The organism is Streptomyces sp. WAC07094, assembly GCF_036320405.1.
GTDB classification, from domain to species: domain Bacteria; phylum Actinomycetota; class Actinomycetes; order Streptomycetales; family Streptomycetaceae; genus Streptomyces; species Streptomyces lannensis.
Map to the genome: position 1 here is coordinate 2,501,392 of NZ_JAVMJZ010000001.1, position 18,527 is coordinate 2,519,918.

The following is an 18,527-nucleotide window of genomic DNA, read 5'->3' on the forward strand; positions in this document are numbered from 1 at the left end:
GACGGATGTGACGCCCTACAGCCCCACGATCGTGTTCCACCGCTTGGCGAACTCCACCCGCTCCGAGGACGTGATGTCCCGTGCGATCGCCAGGCGCCTGCGCATCGTGGCGTCCGGGAAGACCAGCGGGTTCTCGGCGAGGGCGGCGGTGTCCTCGTCGCCGGACGCGGCCAGGACGTCCCGCGCGGCCGGCACCGGGCAGACGTGGTTCACCCAGGCGGCGAGCGTCGCGGCGACCGCCGGCTCGTAGTAGTGGTCGACCAGTCGCTGGGCGTTCGCCTTGTGGCGGGCCAGGTCGGGGCTCATGAGCGAGTCGGCCCAGAGCTCGGCGCCCTCCTCAGGGACGACGAATCGGATGTCCGGGTTGTCGGCCTGGAGCTGGACCACGTCCCCCGAGTACGCCTGGCAGGCCGGCACATCACCGCTGAGCAGGTCCTTGGTGTAGTCGTTGCCGGTGAAACGGCGGATCCGGCCGCTGCGGACATGGCGCTCGACCAGGTCGCAGACCCGGTGGAAGTCGTCGGCCGTCCACCGGGTGACGTCCACGCCGCTGCCCTGCATGAGCAACGCGAACGCCTCGTCCAGACCGGGCAGCAGGGTCACCCGGCCCTTGAGGTCGCTCGCCCACAGCTCGGAGACCTGTCGGATCTCCCGGCCGAGCTCGCGACGGTTGTATGCGATACCGGTGATGCCGGACTGCCACGGCACGGTGAACCTGCGCCCGGGATCGAAGGCGGGGGCGCGCAGCAGCGGGTCGAGGTTCCGCGCGATGTGCGGCTGACGGGCCCGGTCCATCTCCTGCACCCAGCCGAGGCGTACGAACCGGGCGCACATCCAGTCGCTGAGGACGATCAGATCGCGGCCCGGTTGCCGGTGGTTCATCAGGGCAGGGCCGACCTTGCCGAAGAACTCGTCGTTGTCGTTGATCTCCTCCACGTAGTCGACCGCGATGCCCGTGCTCCGCTCGAACTCCTCCAGCGTGGGCCGCCTGTTGGGGTGCTTGTCGTCCTTGTCGATGTAGAGGGGCCAGTTCGCCCAGAGCAGCCGCTTGTCCCGGGTGGACAGATCGGCGCCGGAACGGTCTCCGGGCGCCACGTACGCGCCGGGTACGCCGCAGCCGGCGAGTGCGCCGAGGAGCGCGCGCCCACCGAGGGTGCGCAGCAGACGGCGGCGGGTCGGGGTGGGCTTCCTCGGTGTCCGGTGCATCCGGGCAGCATGCCGCCGCCCTCGGGCCGACAATCGACGCCCCGTCGAGCCGCTCCCCGTGAATCCGACACCTTGTCGATCGGGGCGGAACGGCGTTTCGGGCGTGCCTCGCACCGCAAGCGCGCGGCCCCGGGCGGGAGTTGTCCCGCCCGGGGCCGCGCGCTTGCGGTGGGCCGCTCACACGTCCAGCGACGTCATCACGTGCTTGACCCGGGTGTAGTCGTCGAAGCCGTACGCCGAGAGGTCCTTGCCGTAGCCGGACTTCTTGAAGCCGCCGTGCGGCATCTCCGCGACCAGCGGGATGTGCGTGTTGATCCACACGCAGCCGAAGTCGAGGGCCTTGGACAGACGCATCGCACGCGCGTGGTCCTTCGTCCACACCGAGGAGGCGAGGGCGTACTCGACACCGTTCGCGTACTCGAGGGCCTGCTGCTCGTCCGTGAAGGACTGGACGGTGATGACCGGGCCGAAGACCTCGTTCTGGATGATCTCGTCGTCCTGGAGGAGGCCCGCGACGACGGTCGGCGCGTAGAAGTAGCCCTTCTCACCGACCTGGTGGCCGCCGGCCACCACCTTGGCGTGTGCCGGCAGGCGCTCGATGAAGCCCGCGACCTGCTTGAGCTGGTTCGGGTTGTTGAGCGGTCCGTAGAGCACGTCCTCGTCGTCCGGCTGACCGGTCCTGGTCTCCGACGCGGCCTTGGCGAGTGCGGCCACGAACTCGTCGTGGATGGACTCCTGGACGAGGACGCGGGTGGCGGCCGTGCAGTCCTGGCCGGCGTTGAAGAAGCCCGCCACCGAGATGTCCTCGACGGCCTTGGCGATGTCGGTGTCCTCGAAGACGACGACCGGTGCCTTGCCGCCCAGCTCCAGGTGGACGCGCTTGAGGTCCTTGGACGCGGACTCGGCGACCGACATGCCCGCGCGAACGGAACCGGTGATCGACGCCATCGCCGGGGTGGGGTGCTCCACCATCATCCGGCCGGTGTCGCGGTCGCCGCAGATGACGTTGAAGACACCCTTGGGCAGGACCGAACCGATGATGTCGGCGATCAGGACCGTGGACGCCGGGGTGGTGTCGGACGGCTTGAGGACGACCGTGTTGCCCGCCGCGATCGCCGGGGCGAACTTCCACACCGCCATCATCATCGGGTAGTTCCACGGCGCGACCTGGGCGCAGACGCCGACCGGTTCGCGGCGGACGAACGAGGTCAGTCCGTCCATGTACTCGCCGGCCGAGCGGCCCTCGAGCATCCGTGCCGCGCCCGCGAAGAAGCGGATCTGGTCGACCATCGGCGGGATCTCCTCCGAGCGGGTCAGCCCGATCGGCTTGCCCGTGTTCTCGACCTCGGCGGCGATCAAGTCCTCGGCGCGTTCCTCGAACGCGTCGGCGATCTTCAGGAGGGCCTTCTGGCGCTCGGCGGGCGTGGCGTCCCGCCATGCCGGGAAGGCCGCGGCGGCTGCGGCCATCGCGGCGTCGACGTCGGTCTGCCCGGACAGCGGGGCGGTCGCGTACGCCTCACCGGTCGCGGGGTTGACCACCTCTGTGGTCCGACCGTCGGCGGCGTCACGGAATTCGCCGTCGATGTAATTGCGCAGACGACGCAGCTCGGTGCTCACTGCCGGCCCTCCAAGTTCGGTGTCCAATCGCTGAGACACCCACCCTAATCCGTGGCCCCACGTTTTCAACAGCCCCGATCCCGCCATCGCTGCGAAATCCGCAGGCTTCCCTCACATAGACAACGAATTTCATCGATCCAGCCTTGCGAAACTGTCGAGACGTCGTGCACAGTGAGGTCGTGGCCAGTCGAAGCGCAGACCAGAGGGACTCCCGCGAGTTCAGGAACGGCAACGCCCAGCCGGACGCCGTGTCCCTCGCGATCATCGAGCAGCTCCAGGAGGACGGCCGCCGGCCGTACGCAGCGATCGGCAAGGCGGTCGGCCTCTCCGAGGCGGCCGTGCGCCAGCGCGTCCAGAAGCTGCTCGACCAAGGCGTGATGCAGATCGTCGCCGTCACGGACCCGCTCACCGTGGGCTTCCGCCGGCAGGCGATGGTCGGGATCAACGTCGAGGGCGACGTGGAGTCCGTCGCGGATGTGCTGACCGCCATGTCGGAATGCGAGTACGTGGTGATGACCGCAGGCTCGTTCGACCTGATGGTGGAGGTCGTCTGCGAGGACGACGACCACCTGCTGGATGTCATCAACAAACGCATCCGGGCCCTGCCCGGAGTGCGCTCCACCGAGAGCTTCGTCTACCTCAAGCTCAAGAAGCAGACCTACATGTGGGGAACCCGATAGCCGTGAGCACAAAGGACCTCAGCAAGACCGCGTACGACCACCTGTGGATGCACTTCACCCGCATGTCCTCGTACGAGAACGCGCCCGTCCCCACCATCGTCCGGGGCGAGGGCACCTACATCTACGACGACAAGGGCAAGCGTTACCTCGACGGTCTCGCCGGTCTGTTCGTGGTCCAGGCGGGCCACGGCCGCACCGAGTTGGCGGAGACGGCGTTCAAGCAGGCTCAGGAACTGGCGTTCTTCCCCGTGTGGTCGTACGCCCACCCGAAGGCCGTGGAGCTGGCGGAACGTCTCGCCGACCAGGCGCCCGGAGACCTGAACAAGGTCTTCTTCACCACCGGCGGCGGCGAGGCGGTCGAGACCGCCTGGAAGCTCGCCAAGCAGTACTTCAAGCTGGTCGGCAAGCCCACCAAGTACAAGGTCATCTCGCGTGCGGTCGCCTACCACGGCACCCCGCAGGGCGCCCTGTCCATCACCGGACTGCCGGGCCTGAAGGCCCCCTTCGAGCCGCTGGTCCCCGGCGCGCACAAGGTGCCGAACACCAACATCTACCGCGCCCCGATCTTCGGTGACGACCCCGAGGCCTTCGGCCGCTGGGCCGCCGACCAGATCGAGCAGCAGATCCTCTTCGAGGGCCCGGACACGGTCGCCGCGGTCTTCCTGGAGCCCGTGCAGAACGCCGGCGGCTGCTTCCCGCCGCCGCCCGGGTACTTCCAGCGCGTCCGCGAGATCTGCGACCAGTACGACGTGCTGCTCGTGTCGGACGAGGTCATCTGCGCCTTCGGCCGCCTGGGCACGACGTTCGCCTGCGACAAGTTCGGCTACGTCCCGGACATGATCACCTGCGCCAAGGGCATGACCTCGGGCTACTCCCCGATCGGCGCGTGCATCATCTCCGACCGCCTGGCCGAGCCGTTCTACAAGGGCGACAACACCTTCCTGCACGGCTACACCTTCGGCGGCCACCCGGTCTCCGCGGCCGTGGGCCTGGCCAACCTCGACCTGTTCGAGCGCGAGAAGCTCAACCAGCACGTGCTCGACAACGAGGCCGCCTTCCTGACGACCCTGCAGAAGCTGCACGACCTGCCGATCGTCGGAGACGTCCGCGGCAACGGCTTCTTCTACGGCATCGAACTCGTCAAGGACAAGGCGACCAAGGAGTCCTTCAACGAGGAGGAGACCGAGCGCGTCCTGTACGGCTTCCTGTCCAAGGCGCTGTTCGAGAACGGCCTGTACTGCCGGGCCGACGACCGCGGCGACCCGGTCGTGCAGCTCGCCCCACCGCTGATCTCCGACCAGCGGACGTTCGACGAGATCGAGCAGATCCTGCGCGCGACGCTGACGGAGGCCTGGACCAAGCTCTGAGCCACCCGAGGCACAGATCATCCTTCTGGATGATCAAAAACCGGCCCCGTACCGCCCGTTGGAGTGAGAAACGGCGGTACGGGGCCGTCGCTGTCCGCGGCTTCCGGCGCAGTCTGCCTAGCGTGCCATGTGACCGATCGCTTCTGCCTTCGTTCCCCCGAACGGGTCCCCCGGACGGGGATCGGCACGGGACTACGGATCTGAACCGAGGTGTACGCGATGGTGACCCCGCCGGACAACGACGTGCTCTGGGCACGCGCTCTGCACTTCCAGCACAACGGCTCGCCCGCACTCTGCGGTGTCTCGCTGGGCGTACGCGAGGGCGAGATCTTCGCCGTCACGGGCCCCCGCGGCAGCGGCAAGACGACCCTCCTGCAGTGTCTGGCCGGGTTACTGCCCGTCCAGCGCGGTGAGGTCTGGTTCAACAGCACACCGGTGCACACCATGGGCGCGATCACCCGGGAGCGACTGCGCCGGGACCGGTTCGGCTGGATCGATCCTGTGCCCCTGCTCCTGCCCGAACTGAACGCCTGGGAGAACGCCGCCCTGCCGCTGATGCTGCGCGGCACGAGCCGGCGCCGGGCCAAGGCCAGCGCCCTCGAGTGGCTGGAACGCCTCGACGTGGGCGACCGCGCCCGCAAGCGCCCCTACGAGCTCCCTCAGGCCGACCGGCAGCGGATCGCCGTCGCCCGGGCGCTCGCCTCGTGCCCGACCGTGCTCTTCGCGGACGAGCCGACCGCCTCGCTGCATCGAGCCGATGCCGGCCAGGTGCTGCGCACGCTCACCGCGGCGGCCCGCTCGCACGGCATCACCGTCGTACTGGCCACGCATCCGGCGGACGCCGTCGCGGTCGCCGACCGCACGATGTCCCTGCTGGACGGACGGCAGGTCAGGACCGTCCATCTGCCACCCGTCCCCGAGGAAGGCCGAGCGCCGTGCTCGCTCTCCGTCTAGCGCGCGGGGCCCACCCCCTGGTCCAGTTCCGTCGGCTCCTGGTCGCGGCGGCCTCGGCGGGCACGGGCTTCCTGCTGCTGTGCACCCTGGGATACGCGCTGGCGCATCCGGAGGCGTCGGCCGGTTCGGTACTGCGGCTGGCCTGGTGCGCCGTGCCGACGGCCGCCACGGTGTACCTCGCGATCACCGTCGCCCGTACGGACCCGGGGACCCGCCCCCGGTCGGGTCTGGCGACGATCGGTCTCGGCCCGGCGCGGCTGATGGCCCTCTCGGCGGTGACCACGGCCCTGTCGACCGTACTCGGCTCGCTGCTCGCGCTGCTGGCCTTCCTGCACCTGCGCGGTGATCTGCCCGTACCGCGGTCGGACGGGACGGCCGCCGGGTTTCTCGCCGTGGACCAGTCCCTGCCGCTGCCCGCCGTGCTGACCCTCCTCGTCCTGGTGCCGCTCGCCGCGTCCCTGGGCAGCGCCCTGGCCCTGCGCCCGAAGGACGGCCGGGCACGGCGGCTCGGGCGGCGGACCGGCACCGGCGCGCAGACCGCCGCCGAGTCCGGGGACATGCCGGACGACCGGGCCCCGGACTCCCCCGACGAGATGTCCGTGCCGGATCTGCCGCTCGCTCCCCGGCCCGCCCCTGGCGGCCTCCCCTGGGGTGTGGCCACGCTCGCCGCGGGGCTCGCCGTGGAGACGCATGCGAGCGGGGGCGGTCCGCAACAGGGTCTGCATCTGCCCGGCGGTCTCGCGGGCGGACCCGCCGGGGTGCTGGCGGGCTGGGCGCTGACCGCGCTGGGGCTGGCGCTGGCCGGGCCCGCGCTCGCCTATCTGTGCGGTTCGCTGCTGCAGTCGATGAGTCCGGGGGCCGTGCGCCTGCTCGCCGGCCGCGGTCTGCAGGAGGAGGCGCGGCGGATCGGCCGTCCGCTCGGCGTGGTCTGCGCGGTGGCGTCGGCGGCCTACGCGACGGCGGCCCTGTACGTCCGTGCGGGCCCGTCCCTGGGGCCGCTCACCGTGCTCGGTGCCGTGCTCGTGGCGGGCTGCACGCTCGCGACACTGGCGACGGCGGCGGTCGAGGCGCGGCAGGACCGCGCAGACACGATCGCCGCACTCGTACGGCTGGGCGCGCCGGCCACCGTGCTGCGCACCGCGGCACTGCTGCGCGCGGGGGCGCTGGTGGTGGTGTTCGTGCCGGTGACATGGGTGGCCGCGGAGCTGGCGGCGATGCCGCTGGCCCGTGGATAGGGCCGGCGCGCAGGTCCTTCGGGAGCCGGCTGGGAATCACCCGGGCCGGCGGCGATGAGTTTCAGGACGGTGCGCGGTCCATGACTGTGTAGGACCCGCACACCACTGGGAGAGAGCGCTCATGTACCAGCAAATGATCTTCGTGAACCTGCCCGTCGCCGACGTCGACGCGTCGAAGAAGTTCTTCACGGAGCTGGGCTACACGATCAATCCGCAGTTCACGACGGACGACTGCGCCTGCGTAGTCATCAGCGACACCGTCATCGCGATGCTGCTGAGCAAGCAGCGCTACGCCGACTTCACACAGAAGGAGATCGCGGACGCCACGAAGACCAGTGAGGTGCTGCTCTGCCTGAGCGCCGAAAGCCGGGCGAAGGTCGACGAACTGGTCGACCGGGCGCTCGCGGCGGGCGGCTCCGGCACCCGTGAGGCGGTCGACCACGGCTATATGTACGGCCGCGCGTTCGACGACCTGGACGGGCACACCTGGGAGGTCATGTGGATGGACCCGGCGGCCGTGCAGGGCTGAGCGGGCATCGCCGAACGGGGTGCGACTGCGGGGGGCTTGAGGGCGTGTCGGCGGGGTTCAAACGCCGGAATGGTTAACGAGAGTGTAAAGGCGACGGTCATGCCGGACATCGGCGTTGACAGCACTTACCCGCCCCTTATAGACCTGTGAGTCTCTTGGGATTGCTGTTGTTGCAGCAACAGCCCCTGGAACCCCCCGCAGTTGCGCATCCCGCGAAGGGCAATCGTGTCCATATCCTCCCGCACCGCTCGAACGGTGCGCATCCTCGGCGTCGCATCCGCCACCGCCGCGCTCGCTCTCGGCGCCGCCGGCAACGCGCTCGCCTGCAACATCAGTGACTTCTCGGCCGTCGCATCGTGCGACGACAACGGGAAGGGCCTCATCACCGTCAAGGACATCGACGGCTCTGGCAAGACCGCGACCGTCACGGTCTACCTGGAGTCGAAGGGCGCAGACGTCAAGAAGGTTGGCGAGCAGACCACCACGGGCAGGGGCGAGACCATCTCCTTCTCCGAGGACTGGGCGCCCAACACCACGTACCGTGTGCACGTGAAGGTCGACAGCCCTGTCGTCGACGACGACATCTCGGTCACCACGCCGGGCAAGGCGTGCCAGACGGCCGAGACGACGCCGCCGGCGTCCGACACCCCGACCCCGTCGGCGCCCGCCTCTCCGTCCGACTCCGCCGCCCCTTCGGCGTCGGCGTCGGACAGCGCGGCTCCGGTTCCGGCCGGGGACAACTCTCCCTCGCCCGCGGCCGGTACCTCGAACCTGGCTGAGACCGGTGCCAGCTCCAGCACGCCCATGATCGCCGGCATCGCCGGTGGTCTGGTCGTCATCGGCGGTGGCGCGGTGTTCTTCGGCATGCGCCGTCGCAGCGCGTCGAAGGTCGGCTGACGCCTCCACAAGGCACGTACGCACAAAGGCCCGTCCCCTGCCGGGGGCGGGCCTTTGTACATGCCCGAACGTGCGGTCGCCCTAGGCGCCGGAAGAGCCCCCGAGGACGACGACTTCAGCCGCGTCGAAGACGACACCGACCTCGTCCCCGGGCTCCGGTGCGGTGCGCAGTGGGCATGCCGCCTCCAACCCGGGGGCCCGCTCGGGCCGGAGGTGCACCGCGACATGGGTTCCGCGGAAGGTGCGCGCGGCCACGGTGCAGCGCAGTCCGTCGGAGGCGTCGACGAGCCGTACCCCGGCGGGCCGGACGAGCAGTGTGCCCGGCCCCTGCGGTGAGCCCTCCGGAACGGGGAGCTTGCCCCACGGTGTGTCCGCCGCCCGGCCGGTGACGGTCGCCGCCACCACGTTGTCGAACCCGAGGAAGCGTGCGACGAATTCGTCCGCGGGCCGTTGCCACACCTCAAGAGGGCTGCCGGACTGGGCGATCCGCCCGTCGCGCATCACGACGACCCGGTCGGCGAGTGCGAACGCCTCGCCCTGGTCGTGGGTGACGGCGAGCACGGTCGTGCCCAAGCGCCCGAAGAGCTCGCGCAGTTCCACCACCAGGCGTTCACGCAGCGACCGGTCGAGCTGTCCCAGCGGTTCGTCCAGCATCAGCAGCCGGGGCCGGGGCGCGAGGGCACGGGCGAGCGCGACCCTCTGCTGCTCCCCTCCGGAGAGCGAGGCGACGGCCCTGCGCGCGGCACCGTGCAGCCCGACGAGGCCGAGCAACTCCGCGACCCTGGCCTCCTGCTCGCCGCGCGCGGCACCCTGCATACGAAGTCCGAAGGCGACGTTCCCGCCCACGTCCCGCTGGGGGAAGAGCTGATGGTCCTGGAACATCAGGCCCACTCCGCGCCGGTGCGCGGGTGTCCCGTCCAGATCACGACCCTCGAGGAACACCCGCCCGCCGTCCAGGGGTTGAAGCCCCGCCACGGTCCGCAGCAGTGTCGACTTGCCGCCTCCGCTCGGTCCGAGCACGCAGACGATCTCGCGCTCGGCGACCTCGAGGCCGACCCGGTCGAGTGCCGCGCGCCCCGCGAAACGTACGGTCGCCTCCTCAAGCCTGAGCATCGTCAGAACTCCCCCGTCCGATCCGTCCGCAGCCTCTCCAGGACCAGCAGCGCCACCGCGCACACCACCATCAGAATCGTCGAGAGGGCCATGGCCTGGCCGTAGTTGAGATCACCGGGCCGTCCGAGCAGGCGGGCCACGGCGACGGGGAGCGTCGGATTGTCGGGCCGCGCGATGAACACCGTCGCCCCGAACTCGCCCAGCGACACGGCGAACGCGAACCCGGCCGCGACCAGCAGCGCCCGCCGCACGATCGGCAGGTCGACCTCCCGCCACACCCGCCACGGCGACGCCCCGAGCACGGCCGCGGCCTCCCGCAGCCGTTCGTCCACCGCCCGCAGGACGGGCAGCATCGTGCGTACGACGAAGGGGGCGCCCACCAGCGCCTGTGCGAGCGGCACCAGGATCCAGGAACCGCGCAGATCCAGTGGCGGCCTGTCGAGGGTGATCAGGAATCCGAAGCCCACGGTCACGGCGGACACGCCCAGCGGCAGCATGAGCAGGGCGTCGAACGCCCGCACGAGGCGGCCCGCGTCCCGACGGGCCAGGGCCGCGGCGGCGAGCGAGCCGATCAGCACGGCGATCACCGTGGCCACGGCGGCGTATCGCAGCGAGTTGCCGATGGCGTCGATCGGAGCGACCAGGAAGGTGCCGCCGTCGTCGTGTGCCAGCGCCCTGTAGTACGCGAACCGGGGCGCGTCGAGGGACCGTTGCACCAGGACGGCGAGCGGCAGCACGAGCAGGACGGCCACCGTGACGAGAACCGCGCCGAGCAGCGCCCACTGCGCCGCGCCGCGCGGCCTGCGCGCCGTGAGGGAGGCGTCGACCAGCCGCAGTGCGCTCTCCCGGCGGCGCACGGTCCAGGCGTGCAGCACGAGGATCGCTCCCACCGCCGCGAACTGGAGCAGCGTGAGCACGGCGGCCGTGGACAGGTCGAAGATCTCCGAGGTCTGCCGGTAGATCTCCACCTCCAGCGTGGAGAAGGTGGGGCCGCCGAGGATCTGCACCACGCCGAACGAGGTGAAGGTGAACAGGAACACCATCAGGGCGGCGGCCGCAACGGCCGGGCCCAGCGCGGGCAGCGTCACCCTCCGCCAGGCCGCGAGCCGGGAGGCGCCGAGCATCCGGGCCGCCTCCTCCTGGCGCGGATCGAGCTGTGCCCACAGACCGCCCACCGTGCGCACCACGACCGCGTAGTTGAAGAAGACATGGGCCAGCAGAATGGCCCATACCGTCGTGTCGAGCCGCAGACCCCACAGATCGTCGAGGAGTCCGCCGCGCCCGACGAGCGCCAGGAAGGCGGTGCCGACGACGACGGTCGGCAGCACGAACGGGACCGTGACGACGGCCCGCAGCACGTCCTTGCCGGGGAAGTCCAGGCGCGCGAAGACATAGGCGCCGGGGAGCGCGACCAGCAGCGTGAGGGCGGTGGAGGCGAGCGCCTGCCAGGTCGTGAACCACAGCACATGCCGGATGTCGGGCTGGGCGAGCACGTCGGCGAGACGCCCGAACCGCCAGGTCCCGTCGACGTGCAGGCCGCGCGCGACGATCGCGGCGACGGGGTAGGCGAAGAAGACCGCGAAGAACGCGACGGGCAGGGCCATCAGCCCGAGCCGCGCCGCGCTCCCGCGGGCTCCCGGGGCCGTCTCGGCGGCCTCGCTCACTTCAGTACGAGCGACGTCCACGACTTGACCCACTGGTCACGGTTGGCGGCGATCAGGTCCGGGGCCATGGTCTCGGGGTCCGTGGCCGCGGGACCGTACTCGGTGAACTCGGCCGGCACCTTCGCGCCCTGGACCACCGGGTACACGAACATGTTGAGCGGCATGTCCTCCTGGAACGTCCTGCCGATCAGGAAGTCGACGAACGCCTTGGCGCCCTTGGTGTTGCGGGCGTTGCTCAGCACGCCCGCGAACTCGATCTGACGGAAGCAGGTGCCGGTCGCGACGCCGGTCGGCGCCGTCTTGGGCCGCGGCTGGGCGTAGACGACCTCGGCGGGCGGCGAGGACGCGTACGACACGACGAGCGGCCGGTCGCCACCCGCCTTCCTGCCCCCTGCCGAACCGGAGAACTCCTGGTCGTACGCCTGCTCCCAGCCGTCGACCACCTTGACGCCGTTGGCCTCGAGCTTCTTCCAGTAGTCCGGCCAGCCGGTGGCGCCGTACTCGGCGGCCGTGCCCAGCAGGAAGCCCAGGCCGGGCGAGGACGTGGAGGCGTTCTCGGTGACGAGGAGGTTCTTGTACGCGGGCTTCGTCAGGTCGTCGAAGGAGGCCGGCGGGGTCAGCTTGTGGTCGGCGAAGTACTTCTTGTCGTAGTTGACGCAGATGTCGCCGTAGTCGATCGGGGTCACCCGGTGCTTGTCCTTGTCGAGCTGGAACCCGGCTTCCACCTGGTCGAGCCCCTTGGCCTCGTACGGCTGGAACAGCCCGTTGTCGAGTGCCCGCGACAGCAGGGTGTTGTCGACGCCGAAGAAGACGTCGCCCTGCGGATTGTCCTTGGTGAGGATCGCCTTGTTGACGGCCTGCCCGGCGTCGCCGTCCTTGAGGACCTTGACCTTGTAACCGGACTCCCGCTCGAAGGCCGAGACGACGCTCTTGGAGGCGGCCCACGAGTCGTGGCTGACGAGGGTCACGGTCCTGGAGTCGCCGCCGCTCCCGCTCGCGGAGCCGGACGAGCCGCACGCGGACAACGTGACCATGCCCAGCCCGACGACCGCGGCCGCGAACCGCTTACCGGTGATGCTCACTGAATTTTCCTCCTGGGGGTGTCCAGGAAGAGACGCGGCCCTGCCCGGGACCTTTCGGATCCGGGCAGGGCGCAACAGCTCGAGTGAAGACCGAACTTCCTACCCAGAATGACCTGGGCGAGGTTCAGAGGGTCTGCGGGCTCTCCCGCACTCTCAGCGCTGTGGCGCTCCCCTGTCGGAATATGAAGATGTACTGACCGGGGCCAGACTACCGCCCTAACGCTCGCCGGCCGCCAGCTGCCCGCACGCTCCGTCGATCTCCTGGCCACGGGTGTCCCGGACGGTCACCGGCACTCCGTGCGCGGCAATCGCCTCGACGAAGGCCTTCTCGTCCTCGGGACGTGATGCGGTCCACTTGGAGCCGGGGGTCGGGTTCAGCGGGATCAGGTTCACATGGACGGGCCTGCCCTTGAGCAGCCGGCCGAGACGGTCGCCCCGCCATGCCTGGTCGTTGATGTCCCGGATCAGGGCGTACTCGATGGACAGCCGGCGGCCGGACCTCTCGACGTAGTCGAAGCCGGCGTCGAGGACCTCGCGCACCTTCCACCGGGTGTTGACGGGTACCAGGGTGTCGCGCAGTTCGTCGTCCGGCGCGTGCAGGGAGATGGCGAGCCGGCACTTGAAGCCCTCGTCGGCGAAGCGGTGGATCGCCGGCACCAGTCCGACGGTCGACACGGTGATACCGCGCTGCGAGAGCCCGAGCCCGTCAGGGGCGGGGTCGGTGAGCGCGCGGATGGCGCCGACGACGCGCTTGTAGTTGGCGAGGGGCTCGCCCATGCCCATGAAGACGATGTTGGACAGCCTCGTCGGGCCGCCGGGGATCTCTCCGTCGCGCAGCGCCCGCATGCCGTCCACGATCTGGTGCACGATCTCCGCCGTGGACAGGTTGCGGTCCAGCCCGGCCTGGCCCGTCGCACAGAAGGGGCAGTTCATGCCGCAGCCCGCCTGGGAGCTGATGCACATGGTGACCCGGTCGGGATAGCGCATGAGCACGGACTCGACGAGGGTGCCGTCGAACAGCCGCCACAGCGTCTTGCGGGTCGTGTCCTCGTCGGTCGACAGATGCCGTACGACGGTCATCAGCTCGGGAAGCAGCGCCTCCTGCAACCCCGCCCGGGCGGAGGCGGGGATGTCCGTCCACTGATCGGGGTCGTGCGCGTACCGGCCGAAGTAGTGCTGCGAGAGCTGTTTGGCGCGGAACGGCTTCTCACCGATCGCGGCGACCGCCTCCTTGCGCTCGGTGGGCGTGAGGTCGGCAAGGTGCCGCGGCGGCGTCTTGGCTCCGCGCGGCGCGGCGAAAATGAGTTCTCCGGGCTTAGGCATGGCTTTATCAGTGTCGCAGATCCAATCGGGTGACCTGCGGCCGTCGTTCGCTACGACTGTCGTTAGTAGTCGGCTTCGGTCACCGTTGAGCGGCCCCGGACGGCCCGGAGAGGGACCGGCGGCGATCACTCCTCGGCCGGCCGCCGGTCATCGGGCCGGACCCCGACCCGGCGGGTGCGGGCGATCGCGTCGGCCCGGTCGCTCACTGCGCCGACCGGGCCGGCGGTACGCGTCAGCGCTGTGCCGTTCTGTGGCGTACGACCCGCAGAGCCGCGTGGCCGAACAGGGCGGCGAGCGCGAGGACGAGCACGCTGGACGCGATCTGGTAGCCCCAGTAGTCGCCCGGTTCGAGGGAGTTGATCAGGTAGGAGTCCTCCGGCAGAGCGTCGTAGAACTGCAGGCCGAGCACACCGCCGGGGTGCAGGCCGTGGACCTTGGAGAACAGCGGGAAGTCGAGCAGCAGCACGGCCCGGGAGCGGACCAGGACCGCGGCCGCCAGCCAGGCGAGCGCGGGCCCCGCGACCAGGGCGAGCCAGGCGCGGCGCAGCAGGGTGCCGGCCAGGGCGCCGGCCGCGACGCCGAGCACGACGTAGGCGACGGTGACGGGGCCGATGGTGTAGTACGCGTTCTGCCGGTCGGAGCCGTAGGTGAGCAGGTCCAGACGGAGGGCGTGCACGGCGCTGATCCGGTACGCCACCACCAAGGGCACGGTCATCGCCGCGATGATCACCGCCAACGTCGACCAGCGGGCGGTGAACCAGCGCCGGGGAGCGATGGACTGGGTCAGGACGAGGACGACACGCCGGCTCTCCCACTCGCGCGCGGTGAGCACACCGGTCAGCAGCGCTGCGAGCAACGCCGGCCGGAAGGCGACGCCGGTGCCGTCGCTCAGCAGTTTCGCCGTCTGGTTGTGGGCGTCGTCGACGTAACGCCCGAAGTGGTAGGCGCGGCTCCCGACGTGGTCGCGCAGCGCCACGGCGTCCGCCCAGCCGTCGTAGTGGTGGATGAGCACGGCCGCGGTGCGCCCGGCCAGCACCAGCAGGATCAGCAGGGGAATCCAGTACTGCCGCACGGCGATCCGCACCAGCGGCAGACGGCCCCCGGGCCGGGGCGTCTTCATCCCGGAAGTTCCGGAGGCGATGGGGGCGGTGGCGCTCATGCGGCGGTTTCCTTGACATGCAGGCGGGACGGCGGGGTCGGGGGGAAGGCCAGTCCGGGGACCCCGGGCGCGGCGAGGTGGGCCAGGACCAGCTCCTCCAGCGAGGGCGGCCTGACCTCCCAGTCGTCTCCCGGCGCTCCCGCGGGGCGGATCAGCGCGCTGGTGCCGCGGCCGGCCGGGCGGGCTTCGACGACCGTGTGGCCGGCCAGCCGGTCGGCGCCGCCCGGCAGGGTGACCACGGCGTGGGCGGCGACGAGCTCGTCGATGCCGCCGCACAGCCGAGTGGTGCCCTCGTCGAGCAGCAGCAGGTGATCGCAGGCGTCGGCCAGCTCGGAGATGATGTGCGAGGACATCACCACCGTGGTGCCGGTGTCGGCGACATGGGCCATGAGCAGACCCATCAGCTCCTGACGGGCCAGCACGTCCAGATCCGCCATCGGCTCGTCGAGCAGCAGCAGGTCGGCGCGCTTGCCCAGGGCGAGGGCCAGCGCGATGCGGGTGCGCTCACCGCCGGACAGATCGCCGATCCGGTCGTCCTTGTGGAACCGTCCCGGATCCACGACGCGCGTCGCCAGCTCCGCGTCCCAGTTTCCGACGTTCAGGCGCGCGCCGAGCCGCAGTGTCTCGGCGACGGTGAACCGGTGGAACAGCGGGCGGTGCTGGGCGAGATGGGCGACACGGGGGTGCCCGGCCCACACCTGGCCGCCGAACGCCTCCAGGGATCCCCTGTCGGTCCGCTGCACGCCGGCCGCCAGCTCAAGCAAGGTGGACTTGCCCGCGCCGTTGGGGCCGACGAGAGCGCAGACCACCCCGGCGGGTATGTGGAAGGTGCAGCCGTCGAGTACGTCCGGACCCCTGCGCCGGTATCTCTTGCTGACGCCGTCGGCGACGAGCGCCGCGTCAGGCCTGGGGGGATACGACATCGGGTTCCTTCGATGGATAGAGATCTTCGAGCACGTCGGTGAAGAGAGCGGCGAGGTCGTCACGTTCCAGCCCCGCCGCACGGGCCCGGGCGGCCACGTCGGCGAGTTCGGCACGCCAGGGCGAGTCGGCGGAGGACGCACCGAGCGTGCCGGTCACGAACGTCCCATGCCTGCGCCGGGACTCGACCAGGCCCTGGGACTCCAGCTCGCGATACGCCTTGAGCACGGTGTTGGGATTGAGCGCGGTGGCCTCGACCACCGCACGTGCCGTGGGCAGCCGGTCACCGGGCTGCAGCAGACCCAGCCGCAGGGCCTGCTGCACCTGTTGGACGATCTGCACGTAGCTGGGAACCCCGCTCCGCCGATCGATCCGGAAGGAGAACGCCACCGACGCACCCCCATTCCACTAATGAACTAGTGGAATGATGCATTGCGACGGGACCCCACGTCAAGCCCGGTCCGGCGACGAGCGCCGGGCGCGTTCAGCGACGGGGCCCGGAGGCAGGGTGATGCGGCGGGGCCCATGCAGCAGGCGGCCCCCAGAAACCAGGGTTTCTGGGGGCCGCCGGAAGTCGGACCTCTGGACTCAGCACGTAGGCATCAGCACAGGCAGGGATCCGTACCGAAGCCCAGGCCGGTCACGTCCTCGTCCCGCAGCGCACCGGAGTAGGCCTGCACCTCGTCCACATCGCCGTGGAGGTATTCGCCCCAGCCGTCACCGGCTTTGGCCCGGCCGATCTGGAGGGCACCGGAGCTGTGCCGCCCGTCGGGAAGGCTCGCCGTCGCCTCGGCGCTGGTGTAGCCATCGGCGTAGAGCTTGATCGTGTCGGTCCCGTCGTCGTAGACCACGGCGAGACGATGGCCCTGGCCCTCGCCGCCGTCCGCGCCCGTGATCTGGGACACCACCTTCTCCGGGGCGCCGACCTCGTCCTTCTCCGGCATCACCAGTTGCCATGCGTACGTGGACGGCTCATAGCGCACCTTGAACACATCGGTGTGCTCGCCGGCCTGCGAGAGCACCGTCATCGGGTGGGCCGGCTCGGAGTCCGCGAGGCGGACGACGACGCCGATGGTGAAGCTGTCCCCGGTGTCCACGACGGGCCCGTCGGCAGCGGCGTACCCGGTCTCCCCGTCGAGGCTCAGATGCCCCTCACCGACGAGTGGCGGGGGCATGTAGGGGCAGTCGGGGTCGAGTTCCGGGAGGCAGGAGCTGTCGGAGCCCCGGTAGATCGAGGCCCCTGTGCCGAGCCGCAACGGCGCGCGGTCCGACTGCTCGGGGCTCGTCCCGTCCACCGCGTTCTCCAGCGACCAGTGGCCGAGCAGCTCCGGCTTGTGCCGTGCGAGTTCGGCCACCTCGCTCGGTACCACGACCCGGTCGTGGACCTGTACGTCCCCGATGTCGCCGTGCCAGCGGTCCCGGTAGCCGTTGGTCCCACGGGCACGACCGATCTGGAACGCGCCGGCCGTCCCGGCGGGGGCCGCCTCGGCCGCGGTGCCGACCTCATGGCCGTTGACATACAGGTGAGCGCGACCTGTCTCCGCGTCGTACAGCCCCAGCAGGTGCGCCCACTCACCGATCTCGGGCGCGCCTCCGGACACCCGCGCGCCCCCGATCGCGAACGACCAGCCCGGGCCGGGGTTCTGACTGCGCAGGCCAAGGCTGAAGGCGGGCTTCCCGTCCGCGTCCTGGCTGGCGACGGTCATGTTCCGGTCGGTCTCGGCGGGCCGCACCCAGGCGCTGACGGCAAAGGGCGTGCGCATGTCGGCGACCGGGGCGTCCGTGGTGAGGAAGCCGTGGCCGCTGCCGTCAAGGCCGACCGTGGCGGTGGCTCCGGTGCCTGCGGGCGCCGGGCCGCCGAAGGTCACGCCGGTACCGGCACGGGCGGCGGTTCCCGTCTCGGCGGCGGCCGCGCGGGATCCTGCCGGGTCGTCGAGCTTCCAGCGGGCGACAGGGGCGCGCCCGGGCTTCACGTTGAAGTCGTAACGCGACTGCGCGCCGCTTCGGCCCGACCGGTCGATCGCGCGGACCGTCAGGGACTTGAGCCCTGCGGTGAGCGGTAGATACGGAATGGTCACAGCCGCGCCCGGCCGCTCGGCGGATGCGGTCCCAGAGGGACCGCCCAGGAAGTCGTATACATAGGACACCACGTCGTCGGAGGGCGAGTCCATGGTGAAGTGGCCGTAGACGCCCACCCCGTCCACCCGGAACACGTCCTCCATGCGGGGGTATTCGGGGGAAGTGATCGTCGGCTGCTCGGGGTTCACGTCGTCGTACACGAACGAGCAGACCGAGCCGTCGCCCTCATCGCTCCATGGGGAAGTCGCCTTGCCGTCGTTCGCCCGGACGTGCCAGGAGACGACCGTGTTCGGCGGGATGTCGCCCGGCATCGTCCAGTACTGGCGCGACCCCGACGACAAGGTGACGGTGGTGTAGGTGCGGCGCTGCTCCGCTCCTGCCGCGTCCGTCCACCAGGCTTCGAACTCGCCCTTGACCGGGCTGGATTCGCTCGGCCCGTTGTCCTCCTCCGGGTCGTACAGCACGGCGCTGAGCCTGGGCGGCGCCGAGACGTACGGTGTGTCGTCGCCGGTGGCGCAGGCCTTGTTCTGCGACTGGAGGTCCCGCACCAGCGGCTGCTCGGGCGGCAGGTTGTCCAGCGCGTGCGCCGTACCGGTGGCTGTGGCCAGCAGTGCCGCCACGCAGCTCCCCACCATCAGCCGTCTTCGTCTGCCCGGCCTTCGAAGGATGTTCAAGTGCCCCTCCCCTGTGAGCTTTTGAGA

Annotated in this window: 16 protein-coding genes and 1 riboswitch; of the genes, 6 read left to right on the top strand and 10 right to left on the bottom strand. The window is 70.5% G+C overall.

The annotated features are described in order from the left end of the window. Window positions 1-15: 15 nt before the first annotated feature. Window positions 16-1,206 (bottom strand): spermidine/putrescine ABC transporter substrate-binding protein, encoded by a 1,191-nt coding sequence (locus RCR19_RS10880; protein ID WP_331264959.1) that lies wholly within the window; start codon window positions 1,204-1,206, stop codon window positions 16-18. A 177-nt stretch (window positions 1,207-1,383) separates the two neighbouring features. Continuing rightward, the gene (locus RCR19_RS10885; protein ID WP_331264960.1) at window positions 1,384-2,823 is read right to left on the bottom strand and encodes a gamma-aminobutyraldehyde dehydrogenase; all 1,440 of its coding nucleotides are present in this window, start codon (window positions 2,821-2,823) and stop codon (window positions 1,384-1,386) included. 164 nt (window positions 2,824-2,987) lie between these two features. Here RCR19_RS10885 and RCR19_RS10890 point away from each other — a divergent pair, with 164 nt between their 5' ends. From RCR19_RS10890 to RCR19_RS10915, 6 genes are all read left to right on the top strand, one after another. Next, window positions 2,988-3,503, top strand: coding sequence for an Lrp/AsnC family transcriptional regulator (locus RCR19_RS10890; protein WP_331264961.1), 516 nt, complete (start codon window positions 2,988-2,990; stop codon window positions 3,501-3,503). Between the two features lie 2 nt (window positions 3,504-3,505). Then, complete coding sequence (locus RCR19_RS10895; protein ID WP_331264962.1) at window positions 3,506-4,870, top strand: aspartate aminotransferase family protein; 1,365 nt, start codon at window positions 3,506-3,508, stop codon at window positions 4,868-4,870. 219 nt (window positions 4,871-5,089) lie between these two features. Next, window positions 5,090-5,824, top strand: a complete 735-nt coding sequence (locus tag RCR19_RS10900) for an ATP-binding cassette domain-containing protein (RefSeq protein WP_331264963.1) — start codon at window positions 5,090-5,092, stop codon at window positions 5,822-5,824. Next, the gene (locus RCR19_RS10905; RefSeq protein WP_331264964.1) at window positions 5,806-7,059 is read left to right on the top strand and encodes a hypothetical protein; all 1,254 of its coding nucleotides are present in this window, start codon (window positions 5,806-5,808) and stop codon (window positions 7,057-7,059) included. Before RCR19_RS10900 ends, RCR19_RS10905 begins: the two co-directional genes overlap by 19 nt. A gap of 121 nt (window positions 7,060-7,180) precedes the next feature. Further along, on the top strand, window positions 7,181-7,588 hold the full coding sequence (locus RCR19_RS10910) for a VOC family protein (RefSeq protein WP_331264965.1): 408 nt from the start codon (window positions 7,181-7,183) through the stop codon (window positions 7,586-7,588). 225 nt (window positions 7,589-7,813) lie between these two features. After that, window positions 7,814-8,485: an LAETG motif-containing sortase-dependent surface protein gene (locus RCR19_RS10915; protein ID WP_331264966.1), complete on the top strand. Its 672-nt coding sequence runs from the start codon at window positions 7,814-7,816 to the stop codon at window positions 8,483-8,485. 81 nt (window positions 8,486-8,566) lie between these two features. Here the strand turns inward: RCR19_RS10915 and RCR19_RS10920 are convergent, their stop codons facing one another. The 8 genes from RCR19_RS10920 to RCR19_RS10955 all read right to left on the bottom strand — a co-directional run bounded on the left by RCR19_RS10920 (window position 8,567) and on the right by RCR19_RS10955 (window position 18,461). Continuing rightward, entirely contained in the window at window positions 8,567-9,598 is a 1,032-nt protein-coding gene (locus tag RCR19_RS10920; RefSeq protein WP_331264967.1) for an ABC transporter ATP-binding protein, read from the bottom strand. Between the two features lie 2 nt (window positions 9,599-9,600). Then, complete coding sequence (locus RCR19_RS10925) at window positions 9,601-11,202, bottom strand: iron ABC transporter permease (protein WP_331269406.1); 1,602 nt, start codon at window positions 11,200-11,202, stop codon at window positions 9,601-9,603. A gap of 56 nt (window positions 11,203-11,258) precedes the next feature. Then, window positions 11,259-12,338: a thiamine ABC transporter substrate-binding protein gene (locus RCR19_RS10930; protein WP_331269407.1), complete on the bottom strand. Its 1,080-nt coding sequence runs from the start codon at window positions 12,336-12,338 to the stop codon at window positions 11,259-11,261. Window positions 12,339-12,422: 84 nt separating this feature from the next. After that, window positions 12,423-12,528, bottom strand: a riboswitch (TPP riboswitch). 32 nt (window positions 12,529-12,560) lie between these two features. After that, complete coding sequence (gene rlmN / locus RCR19_RS10935; protein WP_331264968.1) at window positions 12,561-13,667, bottom strand: 23S rRNA (adenine(2503)-C(2))-methyltransferase RlmN; 1,107 nt, start codon at window positions 13,665-13,667, stop codon at window positions 12,561-12,563. 232 nt (window positions 13,668-13,899) lie between these two features. Further along, window positions 13,900-14,826: a hypothetical protein gene (locus RCR19_RS10940; RefSeq protein WP_331264969.1), complete on the bottom strand. Its 927-nt coding sequence runs from the start codon at window positions 14,824-14,826 to the stop codon at window positions 13,900-13,902. Continuing rightward, window positions 14,823-15,749, bottom strand: coding sequence for an ABC transporter ATP-binding protein (locus RCR19_RS10945; RefSeq protein ID WP_331264970.1), 927 nt, complete (start codon window positions 15,747-15,749; stop codon window positions 14,823-14,825). Before RCR19_RS10945 ends, RCR19_RS10940 begins: the two co-directional genes overlap by 4 nt. After that, entirely contained in the window at window positions 15,727-16,137 is a 411-nt protein-coding gene (locus tag RCR19_RS10950; RefSeq protein ID WP_331264971.1) for a GntR family transcriptional regulator, read from the bottom strand. Before RCR19_RS10950 ends, RCR19_RS10945 begins: the two co-directional genes overlap by 23 nt. A gap of 212 nt (window positions 16,138-16,349) precedes the next feature. Further along, window positions 16,350-18,461: a LamG domain-containing protein gene (locus RCR19_RS10955; RefSeq protein WP_331269408.1), complete on the bottom strand. Its 2,112-nt coding sequence runs from the start codon at window positions 18,459-18,461 to the stop codon at window positions 16,350-16,352. Between the last annotated feature and the right edge of the window lie 66 nt (window positions 18,462-18,527).

Coding starts and splice junctions, on each gene's coding strand:
- RCR19_RS10940 (WP_331264969.1), bottom strand. CDS start 14,826: ATGAGCGCCACCGCCCCCATCGCCTCCGGAACTTCCGGGATGAAGACG.
- RCR19_RS10925 (WP_331269406.1), bottom strand. CDS start 11,202: ATGGCCCTGCCCGTCGCGTTCTTCGCGGTCTTCTTCGCCTACCCCGTC.
- rlmN (WP_331264968.1), bottom strand. CDS start 13,667: ATGCCTAAGCCCGGAGAACTCATTTTCGCCGCGCCGCGCGGAGCCAAG.
- RCR19_RS10910 (WP_331264965.1), top strand. CDS start 7,181: ATGTACCAGCAAATGATCTTCGTGAACCTGCCCGTCGCCGACGTCGAC.
- RCR19_RS10955 (WP_331269408.1), bottom strand. CDS start 18,461: ATGGTGGGGAGCTGCGTGGCGGCACTGCTGGCCACAGCCACCGGTACG.
- RCR19_RS10945 (WP_331264970.1), bottom strand. CDS start 15,749: ATGTCGTATCCCCCCAGGCCTGACGCGGCGCTCGTCGCCGACGGCGTC.
- RCR19_RS10920 (WP_331264967.1), bottom strand. CDS start 9,598: ATGCTCAGGCTTGAGGAGGCGACCGTACGTTTCGCGGGGCGCGCGGCA.
- RCR19_RS10880 (WP_331264959.1), bottom strand. CDS start 1,206: ATGCACCGGACACCGAGGAAGCCCACCCCGACCCGCCGCCGTCTGCTG.
- RCR19_RS10900 (WP_331264963.1), top strand. CDS start 5,090: ATGGTGACCCCGCCGGACAACGACGTGCTCTGGGCACGCGCTCTGCAC.